Annotated in this window: 13 protein-coding genes, 2 pseudogenes and 1 riboswitch; of the genes and pseudogenes, 6 read left to right on the forward strand and 9 right to left on the reverse strand. The window is 37.2% G+C overall.

Annotated elements, in window-relative coordinates; all coding sequences use genetic code 11:
• Positions 1-279: 279 nt before the first annotated feature.
• Positions 280-1,155 carry an EamA family transporter gene (locus LG273_RS15585; RefSeq protein ID WP_404455234.1) on the reverse strand — a complete coding sequence of 292 codons (876 nt, stop codon included), beginning with the start codon at positions 1,153-1,155 and terminating at the stop codon, positions 280-282.
• 274 nt (positions 1,156-1,429) lie between these two features.
• On the opposite strand from LG273_RS15585, the gene LG273_RS15590 reads away from it, so the two are divergent.
• The 3 genes from LG273_RS15590 to LG273_RS15600 all read left to right on the forward strand — a co-directional run bounded on the left by LG273_RS15590 (position 1,430) and on the right by LG273_RS15600 (position 2,746).
• Positions 1,430-1,813, forward strand: coding sequence for a helix-turn-helix domain-containing protein (locus tag LG273_RS15590; RefSeq protein ID WP_404455237.1), 384 nt, complete (start codon positions 1,430-1,432; stop codon positions 1,811-1,813).
• A 70-nt stretch (positions 1,814-1,883) separates the two neighbouring features.
• The gene (locus LG273_RS15595) at positions 1,884-2,399 is read left to right on the forward strand and encodes a sigma-70 family RNA polymerase sigma factor (RefSeq protein WP_404455239.1); all 516 of its coding nucleotides are present in this window, start codon (positions 1,884-1,886) and stop codon (positions 2,397-2,399) included.
• Between the two features lie 50 nt (positions 2,400-2,449).
• A complete protein-coding gene (locus LG273_RS15600) occupies positions 2,450-2,746 on the forward strand; it encodes a hypothetical protein (protein ID WP_404455242.1) in 297 nt (98 codons plus the stop codon).
• Between the two features lie 290 nt (positions 2,747-3,036).
• On the opposite strand, the gene LG273_RS15605 is transcribed toward LG273_RS15600, so the two are convergent.
• Positions 3,037-3,489, reverse strand: coding sequence for an SgcJ/EcaC family oxidoreductase (locus LG273_RS15605; protein ID WP_404455245.1), 453 nt, complete (start codon positions 3,487-3,489; stop codon positions 3,037-3,039).
• An 830-nt stretch (positions 3,490-4,319) separates the two neighbouring features.
• On the opposite strand from LG273_RS15605, the gene LG273_RS15610 reads away from it, so the two are divergent.
• On the forward strand, positions 4,320-4,736 hold the full coding sequence (locus LG273_RS15610) for a TraB/GumN family protein (protein ID WP_404455247.1): 417 nt from the start codon (positions 4,320-4,322) through the stop codon (positions 4,734-4,736).
• Positions 4,737-5,144: 408 nt separating this feature from the next.
• Here the strand turns inward: LG273_RS15610 and LG273_RS15615 are convergent.
• Together LG273_RS15615 and LG273_RS15620 are read right to left on the reverse strand one after the other, a co-directional pair.
• Positions 5,145-5,624 (reverse strand): annotated as a pseudogene (locus LG273_RS15615) (SDR family NAD(P)-dependent oxidoreductase); the annotation flags it as partial.
• A gap of 58 nt (positions 5,625-5,682) precedes the next feature.
• A pseudogene (locus tag LG273_RS15620) lies at positions 5,683-5,978 on the reverse strand (FAD-dependent oxidoreductase); the annotation flags it as partial.
• A gap of 526 nt (positions 5,979-6,504) precedes the next feature.
• Here LG273_RS15620 and LG273_RS15625 point away from each other — a divergent pair.
• Both LG273_RS15625 and LG273_RS15630 read left to right on the forward strand, forming a co-directional pair.
• Positions 6,505-7,968 carry an Msr family ABC-F type ribosomal protection protein gene (locus LG273_RS15625; protein ID WP_404455250.1) on the forward strand — a complete coding sequence of 488 codons (1,464 nt, stop codon included), beginning with the start codon at positions 6,505-6,507 and terminating at the stop codon, positions 7,966-7,968.
• Between the two features lie 24 nt (positions 7,969-7,992).
• Entirely contained in the window at positions 7,993-8,889 is an 897-nt protein-coding gene (locus tag LG273_RS15630; RefSeq protein WP_404455252.1) for a macrolide 2'-phosphotransferase, read from the forward strand.
• A gap of 223 nt (positions 8,890-9,112) precedes the next feature.
• On the opposite strand, the gene LG273_RS15635 is transcribed toward LG273_RS15630, so the two are convergent.
• From LG273_RS15635 to LG273_RS15655, 5 genes are all read right to left on the reverse strand, one after another.
• Complete coding sequence (locus LG273_RS15635; protein ID WP_404455255.1) at positions 9,113-10,420, reverse strand: LLM class flavin-dependent oxidoreductase; 1,308 nt, start codon at positions 10,418-10,420, stop codon at positions 9,113-9,115.
• Positions 10,421-10,500: 80 nt separating this feature from the next.
• Positions 10,501-11,253: a 3-oxoacyl-ACP reductase gene (locus LG273_RS15640; protein ID WP_404455258.1), complete on the reverse strand. Its 753-nt coding sequence runs from the start codon at positions 11,251-11,253 to the stop codon at positions 10,501-10,503.
• Between the two features lie 116 nt (positions 11,254-11,369).
• Positions 11,370-11,471: riboswitch (TPP riboswitch) on the reverse strand.
• A gap of 438 nt (positions 11,472-11,909) precedes the next feature.
• The gene (locus tag LG273_RS15645) at positions 11,910-13,277 is read right to left on the reverse strand and encodes an FAD-dependent oxidoreductase (protein ID WP_404455261.1); all 1,368 of its coding nucleotides are present in this window, start codon (positions 13,275-13,277) and stop codon (positions 11,910-11,912) included.
• A gap of 388 nt (positions 13,278-13,665) precedes the next feature.
• The gene (locus LG273_RS15650; protein WP_404455264.1) at positions 13,666-14,589 is read right to left on the reverse strand and encodes a hypothetical protein; all 924 of its coding nucleotides are present in this window, start codon (positions 14,587-14,589) and stop codon (positions 13,666-13,668) included.
• 128 nt (positions 14,590-14,717) lie between these two features.
• Positions 14,718-16,454 carry a phospho-sugar mutase gene (locus LG273_RS15655; protein WP_404455267.1) on the reverse strand — a complete coding sequence of 579 codons (1,737 nt, stop codon included), beginning with the start codon at positions 16,452-16,454 and terminating at the stop codon, positions 14,718-14,720.
• Positions 16,455-16,507 lie beyond the last annotated feature (53 nt).

Raw genomic sequence — 16,507 nt, forward strand, 5'->3', positions numbered from 1 at the left:
ACAGCATACACGAAGTAGATACCCCCTCTATCAATAACCTTCAAGCAAAAAGTCTGCTTCCTAAAACGTTGGAAACAGACTCAATTTATCATGCTCTACCTACCTCATTTACCCTGCCTTAACTGACAGTACGGCCCACAATTCAAGAAAACGGGGAGGAAGGGAAACCCACACCAAATGAAGTTTTACTTATCTATTATTTCCTATACATAGGGGTAGTAATTTGTAATACCATACAACTTTAACCTTGTAATGCTTACTATTGGCCTTAACCTATATTCAGGCAGTTGGCCTCTTAAACTCATTAATAAAAATGGCTGCAATAATCAATAAAACGCCAATCCATTGTATGAAGCTGACAGATTCAGAAAGTATGATCATTGCTGAAACAATCGCAACAGGTAATTCGATAGAGCTTAAAATATTTGCAAGTCTACCAGAAATAAGCGGAGCGCCTCCGGCAAAGAAGGAAGATGGGATAACGGAACCAACTAAAGCAACTCCTGCGCCAATTAACCATAAGCGACTATCAAGAGGATCAACAGAAGGAATATCTTGAAAAAATACGACACAAACAAGAATGAATGATCCGGTTACCATCCATGTACTTTTAAGCAGTGGAGGTTGTTCCACAGCAACTTGCCCACTAAAAAATATAAATCCTGCATAGGCAACCCCTGATAATAGCCCTAAAATTAATCCTGTTGTAGATATGTTTATCAATTCTCCGCCTATAACATCAGAAGCAAAGAACACACCTAGCAATGTGACCAATAACGAAATATAATTCATTTTAGTTGGTTTCGTACCATTAAAAATCCGCTCATATATCATGCCAATCCATACGAATTGAAATAAAAGGATGATGGCAATAGATGCTGTTAAGTACTGTAATGCACCGTAATAAAATATGCTCGTCAACCCAACTGTAGTTCCAGTTGCAAGGATCTTTAAAATTTCCCGCTTTGGTATACGTGATACCTTCATTCCTTTTATTAATGTCACACTCCACAGAAGCAATAAAGCGATAAACATCTGGACGAGATTTAGTTGTCCTAGTGAATATCCGTTGGCAAATCCAGTTTTCACAAAAACAGGCGTAAACCCAAAGCTGGCAGCTCCAATCAATACTAAAATGACTCCTTTAATTCTCATAGAACTAACTCCTTACATAACGCATTCCCTAAAATAGTGGCATCCTAATTCATATTAGTAGGAAAATTACCGTTAGGCAATGTTTTGACTTTGTAGCCTCTTACTTCTTCCCTTCCATACCAATTCAGGAAACATGTTTCCTCTATGTTCGTAATATCTAACCTTTAAAAAGAACGAATACCTTACTTACCCACTGCTAAACACCCAAATAAGGTGTTTTTCTTATTATCCAAATTTTTTGTGGTATTTTCTAGGCGATAGAGAGGTGTTCACAGTGGAAGGGTTAGGTTTAAAACTAGAAAATCTTCGTGAAAAAGCTGGATATACGCAGAAACAGATGAGCTACAAATTAGGATACTCTGAGAACACATTTGGAAAATATGAACGTGAAAATATGAATCCTTCCTTAGAAACGCTTGTGAAGATAGCGGACATTTTCCAAGTATCACTTGATTACCTTTTAAGAGACGAAGAACCAACACTTGTAAAAGATTGCCGCAGCATGCAAGAAATCCTCAACCTCTTAGAAAAGGCAGGACTAAAGAAACAAACGCTTTTGAACGTCAACAATTGGTCTCTCCTATCGAACGAGGATTTAAAGGAACTATATGATCAGTTCAATTGGAAGGTTGAACAAGCAGCCAAGAAAGAAGACTAGCACCTCTACTCCCCCACTTCACCTAGACAGAAATGCATCCCCCCTCTCTAATCACAAAAGGAGGCATTTCATGTCGAAACTGTACACGTTCGAAGAGATTTACGAGCAGAACAAACGCCGCATCCATTACCACATCCACAAGCTCCACCTCCAAGATCCCCACAAGGAATACTACCAGGAAGGGCTCATTGCCATGTGGCAAGCCTACGAAAAGTACAACCCCGACAAAGGCCCGATGGCCACATACTTCAATTACACGATCCGCAACAAACTCATCGACATGCTTAGGAAGCAAACAAACGATTCCCAAAAACAAAAAACCTACCTCGAAAAGCAAGCTCCCTTATTACCAAAAACCACTCCTGCTATAACACTTAACGACATCCCACAGCTTTTAATCGAAATTAAATCCATTCTTACAGCTAAGCAATGGAAATGGTTTTATCATGCCGTCCTAATGGAAATGCCGCTTAAGGAACTTGCTGCACAGGAAAATGTGAGCCTAGAGGCTGTGAAGAGCTGGGGAAAACAGGCGAGGCGGAAATTGAGAGAGCTAAATTTTGAAGAGCGTCTAGGCGAAATGTGATGAGACTTCCACAGTGAATAAGTAGATTATAAAAATTAGGAGGGCTATCCATGCCAATTAGAAATGAAAAAAGACCATTATACCACGTTATACTTCCTACACCCGTAATAGTCGAAGATCAAGGCGTTGAAAAAGAGGTAATAGCTTTTCAAGATAACCATGGTTATATTTTGACTAAAGAAGAGGTAATAAAAGCTAGAGATGAATTAATTAAAGAAATTGAGAGGTCCAAAGAATTCTACGTGTTGGATGGAGTTGAGGAGGCTATTCGGATAGAGAATGTGAAAACATGTCTCTCCTCCCTTTCATTCGAGATGGAGAATTCACGCTTTCCCATGCTAATTTAACACAGAAACAGATCAAACCCAGCTTAAAGAAGGATTGGAGCCTTAGATGTGGCAGTTGCGGTCAGAGTAAAGGTAGTAAACACTCTACGGTATTAATTTTCCCTACATTGGTCTTTTAAGTTTTAACGAGAGAGCTTGTTCTGAGGAGTGCGGGCCACAAATATGGGGTAGGGAACTAAAAGAGTGGCTTCACAGAATTAAAAAATAAAATTAGAAAGCGAAATACCCGGTACGTGTATGTGAAAGTGGGAGCAGGAACAACAATGCTGCTCCCACAAAAACCTAATATATCATTTCTCCATTAACTCGTTTAACTCCTCTGTCATTTGCTCAACTAATTCCGGTCTCCCATGGAATTGGGCAGGAGTGTTTTGAAACAGCTCGACTTGCCATGTGTTATCTTTCTTCACTGCAACCAGTGTTTGATGCGTATTTACCGAAGGCTCTATCTCTGTTTTGCCAGATGGTATCATTCCTGCAATAGCGTGCAGGATTGCAGCATCCGTTCCCAATGCACGAATATCTTTCACTTTCGTTATATAAGGAGCTGTAGGATGGTTCTCAAAGATAGGTTCCAGGTGGGATAGGATTTCCTTCTGCCCAATCACCTTACTCCCATCAAAACCAATTTGCACTCCTTGTTCTGCAAATTGCTCAGCCATTCCTGCTGCATCCCGTTTGTTCCATGCCTGAATTAATGTTTGATAAAGGCTTTTGATTTCACCTTGAAATGAGATTCTCATGTTTTGTGCCTCCTTGAATTATTGTGCTAGGTACTTACCAAGCACTTTCTTCAGTTTATCACCTTCAGCTTTCCTGTATTAATTCATTCGCATACACATTTCTCATAACTAAAGCGTCTCATCTAATTTTTTCATCGTTGAGTGAGAAAGCAAAAACACATTGCCTAAAATGTCAATAAAAACATTTTCTGCAATATCATTCTGTGTAGTTGTCACCAATGCACTACCTTCAACATGGTGGGACTCAACATTTTATGTAGTATTTAACTAGTGAAGCTTAACTTTATATAATCAAACTATGATACAATTAATATAATAGATTGGCTTCGCATGAGGGGTTTGGTAGCACTGTTGATCTGCCGTTAGTCTTAATTGGAGACTTCCAGGGAGGGAGGTGTTTGCCTATGGACATTGTTAGCGCGCTAACGCTCATGATATCCTTTGGGATGTTAATAGCGTTCATCGTTTCTGATAAAAACCATAAAAAATAATCCCTCATGCACTTTAGCAGGTAAGTGAGGGATTATTTTCCTGAGCTACCAACCCCTCTTGTCGGGGTTCAGTCTATTGGCCGTCCATGTTACAGCATGGGCGGTCTTTATTATTTTATGATCTTCTACCTTTATTATACCACGCTGGGTAAGAATGTACACTTCTAATATCTTCTAGATAAGTGGAGATAGCACATAATCAAGTGCCGCCCCACTTCTATTGATGCCATCTAGGCAAGTTATTCACGCACTTATATATAAATGAGCCAACTTTATATTGCCATAAAGTGAAATTTCAATCAGTGGGGGTTTTCCTTCTTCCACCACTGATTGTGAGCCTTGGAAGATGGTAAAGAAATTATTGAATTAGAAACAGTAGAAGAGCAATATAATGTTTTTAGTAGTTACAAGTTAGATACACAAGTCAAAATGCTAGAACATACGCTGCAAACATATAATCAACAAGCTGATTGGATTAACCAATTAGGACATAGCTGGGTACATAGTAACGGTAGTAGCAGTGAGAAAGAGCTAATTGATATTGTGACTAATGATCTTAAAAGGGCTGATGAGGATTATCAAAAAGAAATGAATGACACCCGTAATATTAAAATGGTACAAAAACTAGATGATATACTACAAAGTGAAAGCAAACAAACCTACTTTGTTGTAGTAGGTTCTGGACATACTCTAATTGACCCTAGTCTTCCAAGTGAACTTAGAGACAAAGGATATAATGTTGAACGTGTCTATTAATACTATGAAATAGGTTTTAAGGTTTTCTTTAGACTATTGTATCTCGTTATGGGCTTAGTGACAGGGTTCCTTCTGTAAGCCACAAGTAAGATTGGAGAAAAAATAAGCCAAACCCTTCTCTATCTTAAGCGAGGGATTTGGCTATGTATTTCAACAAAAGGGTGCGCTTGCTCAATAACGTACTATTCTTTTCGGCTATTCTTTGACCGTTTTGCATTTATAAAAAACACATTCCCCAATATGAATATTCCTAATGAAATAAACATGGCTATCCCTGAGTATTCATCGTTAAATATCGTAGTATTAATTAAAATTATAATGATCATCAATACGAGACAAAAATACAATCCGTTAATATACTTCATTAAGCACCCCCTTGCAACTTGCCCTTAACTGGATATCGTTTTATTATGATGTAAGCCCACCATCAACTACGAACTCTGCACCAGTTGAAGAATTTGATTCATCTGAGAGTAAGAAAAGGATCATGTTTGAAAGCTCTTCTGCTGTTTGAATTCTACCTAGTGGCATTTGAGCAGTTACAGCTTGTTCCGCTTCTTTAAACCCTTCACTAGCAATCATCGCTGTTTTAACTACACCGGGATGTACAGAGTTTACACGAATATTATATTTTCCTAATTCATGTGCTGCTGATTTTGTCATACCACGAATCGCATATTTTGATGAAACATACGCTACTTGATTTGGTACACCCATTAGTCCTGAGATGGAGGAAATATTCACGATAGAACCTTTATCATTTTTCTTCATCGAAGGAATGACAGCCTTCATTCCTAAGAAAGTAGATACTGCGTTAATATCAAAAGCTTTTTTAAATGTATCTACTGTTTGGGTTTCAATTGGTTCAGGTGCTTCTAAAAAACCCGCATTATTGACTAATCCATTTACTGGTCCGAATTTTTCTTCTGTCTGTTTTACTACATTCTTGCGCTACAAGCGTTCCCATTCTTACCGCGTTGGTTGCTAATGGAATATATGTTGGTTGTTGTGAAGCATTGTTATAGACAGCACAGCAATCGCCTGCTGCATACACATCTTTCCTGCTTGTTTGCCTGTATTCATCCACGATAATGGCACCATTGCCTAACATATCCACTTGACCTTTAACTAGCTCTGTATTTGGTCTAAATCCAATACACATCACAACAAGGTCTGCCTTGTATTCCATTTTTCCGTGATGACCTTTTCTACTATATGATTTCCTGCAAATTGTGGAACGGTTAAAGATTTATAGAAAAAAACTATTCTTCCTTACTTTTCCCGAGTATATACCTTTTTTCATCATAAGCAGTACAGCTAAGAATTATTATCATTGCAATAGTATTTTTGTACTACGCAGTAAAAAAAGCTGTTTTCTCAAGGTTTTATTGACAATAATCAAAAGTAAATGTAAAGTATAAGTTATATTACGTAAAGGAGGGTTATTAAAAATGATGCCATCAGGAAGATTACGTCAGCAAACTTTGAACAATAGGTAACTTAATATGTTCAAAGGCTCTGTTTTCATAAAACAGAGTAAACGGGAGTAGTCTGCACATTTTTAATAATCTTCGACGGAGAAGTATACACTTTTGACGTGAAGAAAGGCAGATATTCATCTGTCTTTTTTTCGTATGTTTTTTTCGCTCTTACGAGGGAAGACGTCTATTTTGCTATACCTCGTTTACTCTTTACCACAGACAGTAGCCTGCCTGTGGCTTTTTTATGATTACATCCCTTTAAATTCAATAAAAAAGGGAGTGTAATAATGCAAAAACTAGTTTTGGAATTGAAAGATATAGAAGTTTCATTTTTGGACCGAACCATTCTCACGATTAATAACCTGAAAGTCCATCAATTTGATCGAATTGGTGTCGTTGGGAAAAACGGCAGTGGAAAAAGCACATTATTAAAGCTTTTACACCAAGATCTCCAACCTAATAAAGGACATGTAAACCGTTTGATTGATTTTGGGTATTTTAAACAAACCGAGTCCCCTACTTATCAAGCATCCGATTTTAAATTACTTGGCCAACTTAATGTACCAGATCGTCATGCCACACAAATGAGTGGTGGAGAACAAACTCGGTTGAAGCTAGCTCAGCTATTTTCTACTTATCATGAAGGGCTGCTTATTGACGAACCGACTACTCACCTTGATACAAAGGGCGTTGATTTTTTGATCGAGGAATTAATGTACTACTATGGAATTCTTATTTTGGTTAGTCACGACCGTTTCCTACTTGATCAGCTCGTAACTAAGATCTGGGAAGTAAATGAGGGAGAAATCATTGAATATACAGGTAACTATTCTGATTATAAACGTCAAAAAGAACTTGAACGTATCCAACAACAAGAACGACATGAAAAATATGTAAAGGAAAAACAAAGGCTGTTATCTGCTGCAGAGGAAAAAATGAAAAAAGCAAAAAAAATCACCCAATCAAATCAGTCTATGTCAAAAAAAGAAGTAAATACACCTGCAAACCGCATGTTTATGACTAAACAAAAAGATACTAGTCAAAAGTCGGTTCAGCGAGCGGCAAAAGCATTAGAAAAACGAGTAGAACAATTAGATGAGGTAAAAGCGATAGAAACGGAAAAGACGATTCGCTTTCATAAACCCAAACTGCTTCAATTGCATAATAAGTTTCCGATCATGGCAGACCGGCTTACCATTAAAATGAAGGATAAATTACTGTTTGATCATACAAGCTTTCAGTTCCCGTTGAGCAAAACCATTGCGATTACTGGTGCAAATGGGTCTGGAAAATCAACGTTATTAAACCATATCCTTCATGACGGGGAAGGCATTACCCTTTCACCCAAAGTCGTTTTTGGTGTGTATCAACAACTTGATTATCAATTTAGTAAGGATAAAACAGTTCTAGAATTTATGAAAGAAAACAGCCACTACGAACAAAGCAAAATCCGAGCTGTTTTACATGCGATGAACTTTACAGGAAACGATTTAAAAAAAGAAACCTCTCAGTTAAGTGGCGGTGAGGCTATACGATTAAAACTTTGCCAATTGTTTCTTGGCTCTTATAATGTGCTCATATTAGACGAACCAACAAACTTTTTAGATATTCATAGCATGAAAGCACTCGAGACGTTTCTGCTTCATTATGAAGGAACCGTTTTATTGGTTAGCCATGACCGTGAGTTTGTCAAACGTGTGGCAGATCATAGATATGAAATACAAGAAAAAAGAATCAAACAAATTTATTAGAATGAATATTTGGAGGAAATAAAAATGAATACACTTAAACTTAAACAATTGGCAACAAATAAAGGATTGGATATTGTAGAAAACAGCATCAATATTAATGAGTCTGGTGTTGACTTTCAAGTAGCCTACGCCAAAGATCAACATGACAATAAATGGATTCTAAGAATACCACGTAGATCAGAGTCAATGAGACATGCACGCCAAGAGAAAAAAGCGTTAGATATCATTCACCACCATGCAAGCTTTCAAGTTCCGGATTGGTCTATCTTCTCTGAAGATTTAATTGCTTATAAGCAACTAAGCGGCATTCCTGCAGCGACGATTGATGTGGAGCAACAGAACTATATTTGGAGTTTTGATGAATCCAATGTTCCACCTGCGTATTATCAATCATTAGGAAAAGTCCTAGCTGATTTACACTCATTGCCTCACGAACAATTCAAACATATTGGAGTTGAAATTCTTCGTGCCAGTGAGTTAAGAACTTCCCTGAAACAGCGAATGGAACGGGTAAAGAAACAATACGAGATCAACCCAACTTTATGGGATCGCTGGCAAGCATGGCTTGCCGAAGACTCCCTGTGGCCCTCCCATGTAGGGGTGAAACACGGCGACTTACATCCAGGTCATATCCTTATTAATAAAAACTACCAAGTAACTGGCTTAATTGACTGGACAGAAGTTGGGATTGCTGATGTATCTGTCGATTTCATGTCCCATCACCTCCTTTTCGGGAATGATGGACTAACAAAGTTAATCGACGCTTATGACAACGCCGGTGGAAAAACGTGGTCAAGAATGGATGAGCATATTGTAGAACTTCTAACAACAAGTGGCATCACTGTAGCTGAATTTGCTGAAATCTCAGGCCTGCAAGAAATGTACGAAACAGCTGCACACATGCTTGCTAGCGAAATGTAATGAAATGAACTGGTCGTTAGGCAACGCTTGACGACCAGTCTGATAAGGAGGATGAAAATTGAAACGTAATAACCAAACTTTAAACACGAGTGAGAAACTTAGGACAGAAAAGCCAACAAGGTTGTTATTGAATTTATTGATCCCCCCGATGGACAATTTATCTAGTATAACGCACAGAATTGCACTTCTGTGCGTTTTCACTCGTTCATAAAGCTATTTCTTTTTAAGTTAACCCTAAATGTTCGCGGAAAGTATGACCTTCATAGTTCTTTCTGAAAATACCCCTTTTTTGCATTTCAGGAACAATTAGTTCAACAAAGTCCTCTAAACTACCGGGTAATGTAGGAGGCATCAGATTAAATCCGTCCGCCACACCAGCTTCTAACCAGACTTCCATTTGATCTACAATTTCTTCGGGTGTACCTATCAAAGTGTGATGTCCACCGCCTGCATTAAGATATCCTAATAATTCTCTTACTGTAGGTTGTGTATCCTGAATAATTTCTAGTATCGTTTCGTAACGCCCAACTGGTCCAGTAAATTCTTCTACTGGAGGTAATGAAGGTACTTCTTTATCCATTTCCCAATTAGAACAGTCTTGTTGAATAAAGAAACTCAACTGTTTTAAAGCTGTTTCAAGAGGTAATTGCTCATCTAATGCTGCTTTTTTGGCTAAAGCTTCTTCATGAGTATGACCTACATAGGTTACCAATCCTGGAAATACTTTGATATGTCTATTGCTGCTTTGGCTTTGTTTAATTTGTTCATCTAATCTTTCACGAAATTTTTTTGCTTGCTTTAAGTTCCATGACACGGAATAGACTGCATCAGCATATTTTGCGGCTAAAGCGATGCCTTGTTTAGATGCTCCTGCTTGCATTGATACTGGTTTGCCTTGCGGACTTTTTGGTGTAGTGGATGGGCCAGTGACTTTAAAATAGGTACCATCGTGATGAAAAGGCTGAATATTGGAAGGATTTATCAATTTTCTTTCTTCTCGATGATGTAGAAACTCATCACTGTTCCAGGAAAGAAATAACTTATTCATTAAAGCAGCGAATTCATCTGCCTTCTCGTAGCGTTTTTCACGAGAAGGTAATTCTTTCATACTATGATTTAACGCTTCTAAATCAGTCATTGAAGTAACGAGATTCCACCCAACACGTCCCTTTGTAATATGATCTAAACTTAATAGTTGTCTTGAAGCTGTGAAAGGATTAGAAAAAGTACTTGAAATTGTTGAAACTAATCCCACATGTTTTGTCACTTGAGAAATAGCAGTTAAATTGACTATTGGGTCAAACCAAAATGCTGGCATATCACTAGATTTTTCACCTTGAAAAGATTGATTATCAGCAAAGAATACTGCGTCAAAGTAACCTCTTTCTGCTAACTGTGCTAAAGATTGATAATAAGAAATGTCTCCAATACGTTCAACGCTTGAGTCTGGCATTAACCAAGCAGCTTGATGGTGTCCGCAACCATACAGCAAAACACCTAAGTGTACTTGTTTTTCTTCCGTTTTTGTCATTTGTTCACACCTCCAAATACATCAGATTTAATGTCTTTTATCCTCTTTTTTCATAGGAATATACATGGTCATGTAAGCTATTAGTTCATGGTCAAACCGCCATCTACTGTGAAATTTTGACCTGTAATACCGTTTGCGTTTTCCGAAGATAGATAAGCAACCATATTGGCTACATCTTGAGGTGTGGTCACCTTCTTCAATGGCGTTGATTGAGCAATTAAATCGAACACTTCTGGTGTTGTAACAACACTGGCGTCCGTCTCTTTTAATAATCCACCTGAAACTACATTCGCTTTTATACCGTATTGTCCTAATTCAGCAGCGATATTACGTGTAAAACCTATTAATCCAGCTTTAGCTGTAGTGTATTCGTGGTAAGGTACAACAGGATTTTGATATAAATTAGTCCCTATACTTATAATAGTTCCATTTTGTCGTTCCATAAATTGAGTTATGACGCTTTGAACTACATTAAATGCTGCTTTTACCGTACCGTCTAGTTGTTTTTGATAATCCTCCCAAGTAAGTTCTGTGAAGCTTTTCTGTTTGTTTGGATCAAATTTGAAGTCTACTAATGCATTATTGACCACAACATCAATTTGCCCAAAATAATCTGTTGCTTGCTTTATCAATTCATCTACTTCTTTACGATTTGTTACATCAGCCTGTATGGCAATAGCGTTTTCTTCCCCAATCTCTGAAACGAGCTTCTCAGCAGCTGCTTTGCTTTTATAGTAATTGATCACGACTTGACATCCTTGTTGTGCCAATGTCTTTACAATAGCTGCTCCTAAACCTCTACTACCACCTGTTACTAATACTGTTCTAGTCATCCTAACAACTCCTATATTTTTATTTTGGTAAAAAAAACGCAACCTTCTCATAAGAAAGTTGCGTAAAAACAAATAACTACATAAATAGGCCTAAGGCATAAGCGCTTTTTTAGTATGTATTAGAGTTTACACTTTCCTACGCTAGTTTTAACTAGTTCAGGTTCAAAGGGTTTGAGTACTATACTCATCTCAGTTAAATAACACCCCTAGTGTTTATATTAAGTTATATACCATGGTATAGTTTTACGGGATTTATGTCAACAAAATATGACTAGTTAAAATCTTTCTATAACTTTGCTGTTCTAAAATTAACATGTAATATCTTCTTTCATATAACAAATTAGTTGCTGAACTCTAATTTCAACCTCCAAGCCCCTACAAGGAATACTTCCAAGGAGGACTCATTATCATGTGGCAAGCCTTGAAAAGAACAACCTTGCCAAGCTTGAGCGAGAGTTTGAACCATCATTTATAAGACATACTCATGCTGAATGGTGCCACTAATAGTAAACATATAAAACAGCCATTGAAGCTTAGTAACTCCAATGGCTGTTTATCTTTTTTTCCGTCTTGGTGTATATACCTATCTCAAGAGCTCAGCGGGATGTCTATCCTCTAAATCTATTCAAACACTCTTCAATGTCAATAACTCTACTTTAAACCACAACTTCTAACTCTATCCCTCTCTTAACTTCCTTCGTCATTGCTTCCATTGCGACCTGGTTCAGGTAATTGACTGGTTTGTTGTAATGTGGTTGGAAGAAGAAATCTGTTAAAGCTAGTTGTTCAATTGTCATATTGTTGGAGATCCCAATGCTTACTGTATTAATAGCCTGTGTAAAGTCAGCATCAGAGATGACTTGTGCACCAACAATGCGATGTGTTTCGATTTCATAGACAAGTTTTAATTGAATAACCGCATTTTCTGGCATGAATTCTGGGCGATAATTGTCTGTAATCATCGCACTATCCACAGCTAATCCCGCTAGTTTTGCACTTGTTTCGGTTAATCCAGTTGATGCGATGTTATGGTTGTATATTTTCAATCCTGAAGTACCTTGTGTGCCAGGGTGGGCTAATACAGGGCTTAGCAGGTTATGCGCCACAAGCGTTCCCATTCTTACCGCGTTGGTTGCTAATGGAATATATGTCGGCTGTTGCAACGCATTATTGTATACAGCACAGCAATCCCCTGCTGCATACACATCTTTCCTGCTTGTTTGCATATATTCATCCACGACAATGGCACCATTCCCTAACATATCCACTTGACCTTTCACTAGCTCTGTATTTGGTCTAAACCCAATACACATCACCACAAGGTCTGCGTTATATTCGCCTTTATCCGTGATTACCTTTTCTACCGCACTTGTTCCTTCAAATTTCGCAACGGTTTGAGCAAGGGCTAAGTTAATGCCGCGTTGTTCAAATGTTTTCTCTACAGGTGCTGTAAATTCACGATCTAAATAACGATTTAAGATGCGTTCTTCACTATCAATTAACGTAACGTTTTTGCCATTTTCCTCAAAAGCTTCCGCAAGCTCAATCCCAATGTAGCCTGCACCGACAACTACCACATTTTGTACTGATTCTGAACGTTTAATAATCTCCTGCGCATGGTAAAAGTTCTTACATAACAACACATTATCTAAATTAGAACCAGGAATTGGTGGTGTTACAGGCCAAGATCCAGATGTAATGATCAACTTATCGTAGCTGTAGTTCTGTGTGATTTGTGTTTTCATGTCTCTTGCTTGTAGTTGTTTGCTATCTATATCACAAGAAATCACTTCATGGTTCATATGCATCTGAACACCTTGCTTTTCAAATTGTTCTACAGAAGCATAAAACAGACCATTTGGATCCTCCACTACCCCACCTACATAAAGCGCAATTCCACAAGATAGGAAGGATACATTATCGTTCTTTTCAAAAACATCAATTTGTGCATCAGGGTAAAGATTAACTATATTATTAATCGCTGCCGTTCCCGCGTGTGTACATCCAATAACTGCTACTCTCATTTTTCAACAACTCCTATGGTTTCGATTTATGTTTGTTCAGTATTTCACATGTTATTTTATATTAGTTCCATGTGATTATGGTTTTATTATAATATATTGTGAAGAATTTCACAATATAAACCAGTAAAGTTCACATTTTTGACGTAATTGGGAAGAACTTAGTAAAAGAATAATTTAATATTTCGTATGAATAATTAAGGATTTTTATACATTTAAAAAAATACCTACAGATATCTATTATTAAATTTTCCGTAGGTATTAAAGTATTCATTGCCAAAACATTTGGGTTCAATATTGAATTTTTTACATTTAATATTAAAAAGCGTGACTAATAGGATCTGATATCAATAATCGATGGATATTAAGCGAAGTATATATGTAACAAACTCTATTGAATCAAATTATACCCTTTAGTATATAAGTCTATCGAAGAATTTAGGTATTCCCCAGCCTCTATTAGAGATTTTGCACCCTCGTTATTAAGACCTTTTAGAATATATGCATTCGCCTCTCTTTGATTTGTAACCATATCGTTTGTTATTATATACAATTCTTGATCAGCTTTAGTAATAGGAATAGCTTTCGATTCATACACATCTATTATTTCATTAAACTCCTCGATCCATGTAATTAAATCTCCAATTAACGCAGGACTATAGTTGCCCTCATGAATTAATTCAAAATTACTGCCAATTAAATCTAAATTGTTTTTAAAGATTTCATAAAACTCCTTGTTATAGTTCGAAAAGGTTTTTGAAAATTCCCTATCACTCTGTTTCTTTGTATCAGTATTAACGTCTTCTTTGTTATCCTCAGTTTCAAAGGGATCAATATAAATTCCATCAGTAGTTTCGCTATCATAAACAATAGAGTCATCTTTCTTTAAAAATTGCGATTCAGAATCGGGGTAATATTCTACCTCATACGTATGTTTAGGGGTCTTTAAATTAATTCGGATAATACTACACTTTGATTTCTCTCCACAATAAAATTCACTATATCCTATAATTTCCCCTTGGTTCTTTTGCATTAACTCCACTACTCTAGCAAATTTTTTATATTGCTTTTCTGTAGAGAGTTCGTCAAATGATTTAGTCAACTCTCCCTTAATACTATACCAATACTCAGTTTCAGAGCTACTAATTTCCACAGCTTGTATATTTTTGATATATTCACCTAACTCTTTATCTTCAGATACGACCGTTATCATCTTATCTAATTGTTCAAGAGTAAAATTAAATATAGGTTTACCTCCACAACTACATAGAATTATTGTGGCTAAGATACACAATAATAAATACCACTTTCTCATATTAATCTCCTATTCTTGATGACACATGTGCTTTATCTATAAAAGTAATCTTTTAGTAGTAAGTACTGCTTTCACCATTAAATATCAAAAATTTAATCCCCACCTTAGTATAAAGATGGGGATTTCTTCTACGCCTCAACACCAACCAAAGCTTCAACCCTATCCATCACATTCTCTTTCATCTCTTCCAAAGCCTTCTTACTAGCTTCCATCGTCTCTTCCTTCACACCAAAATAGAACTTAATTTTTGGTTCAGTTCCGGACGGTCTTAGGCAGAACCAAGCTCCGTTGTCCAGCTTATACTTGATAACATTTGATTTTGGCAATGTGATTTCTTCATACTCATTCAGCTTTACATTTAGGATTTTACTACTTTGATAGTCTTCAATCGCAACAACTTGTTTACCAGCTATTTCTTTCATTGGGTTTGTGCGGAAATCAGTTAAAATAGCACCAATTTGTTCAACCCCAGCTTTACCTTTTAAGGTTAAAGACACTAAGTCTTCACGGTAATAACCGTATTGTTCATATAGGGATGTTAACCCTTCATACAAACTCATCGTTTTGGATTTATAATAAGCTGCTACCTCTGCAATTAGGAGACATGATTGTACAGCATCTTTGTCCCGCACAAAGTCACCAATTAAATAACCATAGCTTTCTTCGTATCCAAATAGGAATTGTCTATCCTTCTGTTCATGGAATGCATTGATCCATGCACCAATATACTTAAAGCCTGTTAACGTATCAATTGTTTCCAGTCCATGAGCTGCTGCAATGTCTCTACCCATTTCTGATGTAACAATTGTTTTTAACACCGTTGATGTGGGATGATTTTGTTTTTGTGTAATTAAATAATGTAGTAAAAGTGCTCCAACTTGGTTTCCTGTTAATACTTCATATTGCCCTTGTGCGTTCTTAGCAGCCACACCTACGCGATCTGTATCAGGGTCTGTTCCAAGTAAAATATCCCCGTTGTATTTCATACCATATTCAATGGCTAAGGCAAATGCTGCATGTTCTTCGGGATTTGGTGAAGTTACTGTTGAAAAATTGGAATCTGGTAGTACCTGCTCTTTTACCACTTCCACATTGGAAAATCCAATAGCTTCTAATCCTTTTCGGACTGGAACATTTCCGGTACCATGCAGTGGTGTATAAACAATGCGAAAATCATCTGCTCCTTCTTTGATCATATCAGGGTTTACAGTTATCGTTTGTAGGTTTCGTAAATAGGCTTGGTCTACTGTATCTCCTATCATCACAAGTTTTCCATCTGCTTTAAGCTTTTCAGCATCTTCAACTGCTACTGTTAATTCGTTGTCTACTTCATATACGTGGGCAATAATTTCATCAGCAATGCTGGAAGAAATCTGTGCTCCGTCTGGGCCATATACTTTAAAGCCATTATATTCTTTAGGGTTATGACTTGCGGTAATAACGACCCCACTATAAGCATGTAAATACCTTACTGCGAATGATAACTCAGGTGTGGTGCGTAATGATTCAAAGACATAGGTTTGAATACCATGTGCACCAAGTGTTCTAGCTGTTTCCATCGCAAATTCTGGTGATTTAAAGCGCGAATCATAGGCAATAGCAACACCTCGATTTTTTGCTTCTTCCCCGTTTTGTTCTATGTATCTAGCTAATCCCTCAGCAGCTTTTCGGACTGTATAGATATTCATTCGATTCGTACCTGGCCCGATTTCTCCTCGCATGCCACCGGTACCGAATTCTAGGTGTTTGTAAAAGCTTTCTTCTAATAGTGATGTATCGCTTTCAATTTTTGCTAGCTCTGATGCTAGTGATACTTCTAATTGATTATATTGTTTCCATTTTGTGTAGCTATCTTGCCAAGTCATTATCGAATCCCCTTTAGTAACCTTAAAATATGTTTCTAAAAATGGCTGCCGAG

Source organism: Oceanobacillus kapialis, assembly GCF_044790185.1.
GTDB classification, from domain to species: Bacteria; Bacillota; Bacilli; order Bacillales; family Amphibacillaceae; genus Oceanobacillus_B; species Oceanobacillus_B kapialis.

Coding starts and splice junctions, on each gene's coding strand:
- LG273_RS15585 (WP_404455234.1), bottom strand. CDS start 1,155: ATGAGAATTAAAGGAGTCATTTTAGTATTGATTGGAGCTGCCAGCTTT.
- LG273_RS15595 (WP_404455239.1), top strand. CDS start 1,884: ATGTCGAAACTGTACACGTTCGAAGAGATTTACGAGCAGAACAAACGC.
- LG273_RS15600 (WP_404455242.1), top strand. CDS start 2,450: ATGCCAATTAGAAATGAAAAAAGACCATTATACCACGTTATACTTCCT.
- LG273_RS15605 (WP_404455245.1), bottom strand. CDS start 3,489: ATGAGAATCTCATTTCAAGGTGAAATCAAAAGCCTTTATCAAACATTA.
- LG273_RS15625 (WP_404455250.1), top strand. CDS start 6,505: ATGCAAAAACTAGTTTTGGAATTGAAAGATATAGAAGTTTCATTTTTG.
- LG273_RS15630 (WP_404455252.1), top strand. CDS start 7,993: ATGAATACACTTAAACTTAAACAATTGGCAACAAATAAAGGATTGGAT.
- LG273_RS15635 (WP_404455255.1), bottom strand. CDS start 10,420: ATGACAAAAACGGAAGAAAAACAAGTACACTTAGGTGTTTTGCTGTAT.
- LG273_RS15640 (WP_404455258.1), bottom strand. CDS start 11,253: ATGACTAGAACAGTATTAGTAACAGGTGGTAGTAGAGGTTTAGGAGCA.
- LG273_RS15645 (WP_404455261.1), bottom strand. CDS start 13,277: ATGAGAGTAGCAGTTATTGGATGTACACACGCGGGAACGGCAGCGATT.
- LG273_RS15650 (WP_404455264.1), bottom strand. CDS start 14,589: ATGAGAAAGTGGTATTTATTATTGTGTATCTTAGCCACAATAATTCTA.
- LG273_RS15655 (WP_404455267.1), bottom strand. CDS start 16,454: ATGACTTGGCAAGATAGCTACACAAAATGGAAACAATATAATCAATTA.